Below are 4,402 nucleotides of genomic sequence, written 5' to 3' on the forward strand. Positions count from 1 at the left end.
CGCCCATTGCAGCACCTCGCCATCGGCACACGGCTTGAGCATGTCACCCTCGAGCACCTTGACCTGCGCTTCAACACTGTCGAGCTGGCCCGCACAGTACTTGACCAGTTCCGAGCCGCGCTGATACGCCGCGACCGAAGCTTCCAGCGGCAGCTGGCCCGCTTCCATTTGCGTTACCAGCTGGGCAAGCTCGGCCATTGCCTCTTCAAACGAGGCCGGCACGGCAGCAGCGACAGCGGCAGTTAATTTCTTGGACATAAAAACTCAGATCTTTTCGTGGCAACGAGTGACTTGCCGGGAGACGCCGGGGATGCCCGGCCAGCATAGAAGCGTTATTTTAGAACAAACCACTGTACTAAGTGAAAACTAAAGCATGTGTAGCGTGCTCAAAGCAGGACAGAACGGCAGTGTCGTGGTGGAATTTCATGAATTCGCCCCCATGTGGCTGGAAACGCACGGCCGGCAAACTTTTTTGCCGATAATCTTGCGTATAAGCCCGTATTTGGCAGGTGGTTTAGCATGGATGAGGCCGATTCACGCTATAATCTCCGGTTCTGTCCGAAATACCGTTTCAACCAATTTTGAATTCAGGTCTTTGCGGATTCTTTCTCTCTGTAGCAGTTGCCCAGGGGATGGCCTGGCAACGTGCTGACCGTTGTACATATTATGGGGGGTTGGGATGTCCGATCTGGCTACTCACGCCAAGCTGGCGCGTTCAAACGCGCAACTTCCGGTCCACGTCTATTTTGACGAAACGCTGTTGCAGCGTGAAATGCAGCAATTATTCCAGCCCGGCCCGCGCTATATCGGGCATGAGCTGATGGTGCCCGAAACGGGCGATTTTGCGACCCTGGCGTCCGAGAACGAGGGGCGCATGCTCGTGCGCAACGCCAATGGCATTGAAGTGTTGTCCAACGTCTGCCGCCACCGCCAGGCGCTGATGTTCAATGGCCGCGGCAACGCCAACAATATCGTCTGCCCGCTGCACCGCTGGACCTACGACCTCAAGGGTGAACTGATCGGCGCGCCGCATTTCCCCGAAACACCGTGCCTGAACCTGTCGAAAACCCCGCTGCAAAGCTGGAACGGCCTGCTGTTCGAACAGAATGGCTACAACGTGATGGAAAAGTTGAAAGACTTGTCCGTCTCGAAAGACCTCGATTTTTCCGGCTACATGTTCGACCACGTGGAAATCCACGAGTGCGACTACAATTGGAAGACCTTCATCGAAGTCTACCTCGAGGATTATCATGTCGAGCCGTTCCATCCGGGCCTGGGCAGCTTTGTCAGCTGCGACGACCTGCGCTGGGAATTCGGCAAGGATTACAGCGTGCAGACGGTGGGCGTGCACCGCGGCCTGCAGCATTCGGGATCGGCAGCCTACAAGAAATGGCAGGAGCAGGTGCTGCAGTTCCGTGGCGGCGAACCGCCGCCGTATGGCGCGATCTGGCTGACCCTGTATCCGAACATCATGGTCGAATGGTATCCGCACGTGCTGATCGTCTCGACCCTGTGGCCGGACGGTCCGCAAAAGACGCGCAACGTGGTCGAGTTCTACTACCCCGAAGAAATCGTGCTGTTCGAGCGCGAATTCATCGAAGCCGAACGGGCCGCCTATATGGAAACCTGCGTCGAGGACGATGAAATCGCCCTGCGCATGGATGCGGGGCGCAAGGTGCTGATCGCGCGCGGCGTCAACGAAGTCGGCCCCTACCAGTCGCCGATGGAAGACGGCATGCAGCACTTCCATGAATGGTATCGCGACAATATCGAACTGTAGTCTCCAGGGCCGCCGCGTGCGGCCTTTTTTTATCCTCACGTTTTCCAGGAACCCGATGCAATCTTTGTGGATGCTGTTTGCAAGTTTCATGTTCGCCATCATGGGCGTGTGCGTCAAGCTCGCCTCGGATATGTATTCCACCTCCGAGATCGTGATGTATCGCGGCATCATCGGCATGACCGTGATGACCTGCACCATCCTGTACCAGGGCGGCACCTTCAGAACCAGCATGTGGGGCCAGCATCTGTGGCGCGGCGTGGTCGGCGTGATTGCCTTGTGGCTGTGGTTTTATGCAATCGCCATCCTGCCGCTGGCCACCGCCATGACGCTCAACTACATGGCGCCGATCTGGATCGCCGTGATCCTGCTGGCCGGCGGCTGGTGGCGCGCCACCAAGCAGGTCGAGTGGCCGCTGGTGGCGGCGATCGCCATGAGCTTTGTCGGCGTCACCCTGCTGCTGCAACCCGTATTTGAAACCGACCAGGCAGCGGGCGCCATCACCGCATTGATCTCGGGCATGCTGTCGGCGCTCGCCTACTTGCAGGTGCGCAAACTGGGCCTGCTGGGCGAACCCGAATACCGCGTGGTGTTTTATTTTTCCGTCGTCAACTTCGTCGCCGGCGTGATCGGCCATGTGGCCAGCGCCGGCGGCGGCCCCGTCGTCTGGCATGCGCACACCAGTGCCTATGGCGTGGGGCTGCTGGCCGCCATCGGCCTGTGCGCGACCATGGCACAGATGGCGATGACGCGCGCCTATCGCCTGGGCAAGACGCTGGTGGTGGCCAACCTGCAATACACGGGCATCGTGTTTTCCAGCTTCTGGGGCGTGGTGATCTTCGGCGACCTGTTCGACTGGCATGGCTGGGCCGGCATCGGCGTGATCCTCGCCTCGGGCATTGCCGCCACCTATTACAATACCCGCAACACCAGCCGTGGCGCGGCGATTGCGCGCACGGATCCGATTGCCAGCGAAGTGTAAAGGAGAGAATTTTGAGCCACACGACCCTGATCAGCGCCAGCGAGCTGGCCAGCCACCTGAACGACGGCAACTGGGTGATCCTCGATTGCCGCCACGACCTGATGAATCCCACGGCCGGCAGCGACGCGTTTGCGGCCGGCCATATCCAGAACGCGCAGTTTGCCGATATCGACACGCAACTGTCCGGCCCGAAAACAGCGCGCGGCCCGGGCTTTACGGGACGCCATCCGCTGCCCGACCGCAACGCCCTGATCGCCGTCCTGCGCGGCTGGGGCATCAATGACGACACGCAAGTGGTGGCCTACGATGGGCAGGGCGGCATGTTTGCCGCGCGGCTGTGGTGGCTGCTGCGCTGGATCGGCCATGCGCATGTCGCCGTGCTCGATGGCGGCCTGGCCGCCTGGCAGGCGCAAGGCTTGCCGCTGGTCACGCCGGTGGCGCCGCGCCCCGCCGGCAATATCACCGAGCAGGCCAGCCTGGCGCGCACCGTCAGTGTGCAGGAGGTGGTGGCCAACCTGGACACGCAGGAACTCACCGTGCTCGACGCGCGCGCACCCGACCGTTTCCGTGGCGAGAACGAAACCATCGACCCGGTCGGCGGCCATATCCCGGGCGCGAAAAGCCGTTTCTTCAAGGACAACCTGCAGCCAGATGGCCGTTTCAAGTCCGCACAAGAACTGGAACAGGAATTTGCCGGCCTGATCGGCAAGCCCGAGGCGGCCGTGATGCAGTGCGGCTCGGGCGTGACGGCCTGCCACAACCTGCTGGCGATGGAAGTGGCCGGCCTGCCGGGCGCCGCGCTGTATCCGGGCTCGTGGAGCGAATGGTGCGCGGACCCGGCGCGGCCGGTGGCGATCGGCGGCTGATAAAAAAGGCTATGTCACCGAAAAAAGTGGAACCGTTCTGACGTTGCTGAGGTCTAACCGATCAGGAATTTCCTTTCGGGGGACCATCATGCACCCAGTCCAGTGGCAGGCCTTCATCGAGCAATTCTCACAGTTGTCGCAGCGGCAGCGCCTGGCCGGCATCGCCCTGCTGCAGGACGGTGCCGCACAGGATGCCGCCATCGCCCTGATCGAACAGACGGCGCAAGCCAGCCTGCGTTGTCCGGCCTGCGGTGCCACGCATATTCACCGGCACGGCCATGCCCATGGCTTGCAGCGCTATCGTTGCGTGCCCTGCGGCAGGACTTTCAATGCCTTGAGCGGCACGCCGCTGGCACACCTGCACCATAAAACACAGTGGCTGGCCTACACCGCCTGCCTGCTCCCATCGTTTTCCGTGCGCAAGGCGGCCGAACAGGTTCACATCCACCGCAACACCAGTTTCCGCTGGCGCCATCGTTTCCTGGCGCTGGCAAAGACGGACCGGCCGCACTGCCTGCACGGCATTACCGAAGCCGATGAAATGTATTTGCTCGAATCACAGAAAGGATCACGGCACCTGACGCGGCCGCCACGCCAGCGTGGTGGCGCCGCGCGCCAGCGCGGTATTTCGTATGAACATGTATGCATCCTGGTGGCGCGCGACCGCACCGGGCAAACCGTCGATTTCATGGCTGGGCGTGGCCAGCTCACCAGGGCGAAATTGCATGCCTGCCTGCCAGCTGTCATCGATCGCGACATTCTGCTGGTCACCGATGG

At 61.2% G+C, this 4,402-nt stretch carries 5 protein-coding genes; 4 read left to right on the forward strand and 1 reads right to left on the reverse strand.

The window, feature by feature from the left end:
- Positions 1 to 258, reverse strand: a 258-nt coding sequence (locus RTQ46_RS27035; RefSeq protein WP_312440704.1) for an exodeoxyribonuclease VII small subunit, incomplete at its 3' end; no start/stop codon positions are given.
- A 421-nt stretch (positions 259 to 679) separates the two neighbouring features.
- On the opposite strand from RTQ46_RS27035, the gene RTQ46_RS27040 reads away from it, so the two are divergent.
- From RTQ46_RS27040 to RTQ46_RS27055, 4 genes are all read left to right on the forward strand, one after another.
- Positions 680 to 1,780: an aromatic ring-hydroxylating dioxygenase subunit alpha gene (locus tag RTQ46_RS27040; protein ID WP_312440705.1), complete on the forward strand. Its 1,101-nt coding sequence runs from the start codon at positions 680 to 682 to the stop codon at positions 1,778 to 1,780.
- Positions 1,781 to 1,835: 55 nt separating this feature from the next.
- A complete protein-coding gene (locus RTQ46_RS27045; RefSeq protein WP_312440706.1) occupies positions 1,836 to 2,759 on the forward strand; it encodes a DMT family transporter in 924 nt (307 codons plus the stop codon).
- 11 nt (positions 2,760 to 2,770) lie between these two features.
- Entirely contained in the window at positions 2,771 to 3,625 is an 855-nt protein-coding gene (locus RTQ46_RS27050) for a sulfurtransferase (RefSeq protein WP_312440707.1), read from the forward strand.
- Between the two features lie 88 nt (positions 3,626 to 3,713).
- Positions 3,714 to 4,402, forward strand: a 689-nt coding sequence (locus tag RTQ46_RS27055; RefSeq protein ID WP_312440708.1) for an IS1595 family transposase, incomplete at its 3' end; no start/stop codon positions are given.

The sequence above is a fragment of the Janthinobacterium sp. genome, assembly GCF_031995485.1.
Classification (GTDB): domain Bacteria; phylum Pseudomonadota; class Gammaproteobacteria; order Burkholderiales; family Burkholderiaceae_D; genus Janthinobacterium.

Excerpts from the sequence above, each read along its gene's own strand:
- RTQ46_RS27040 (WP_312440705.1), top strand. The coding sequence starts at position 680 with ATGTCCGATCTGGCTACTCACGCCAAGCTGGCGCGTTCAAACGCGCAA.
- RTQ46_RS27045 (WP_312440706.1), top strand. The coding sequence starts at position 1,836 with ATGCAATCTTTGTGGATGCTGTTTGCAAGTTTCATGTTCGCCATCATG.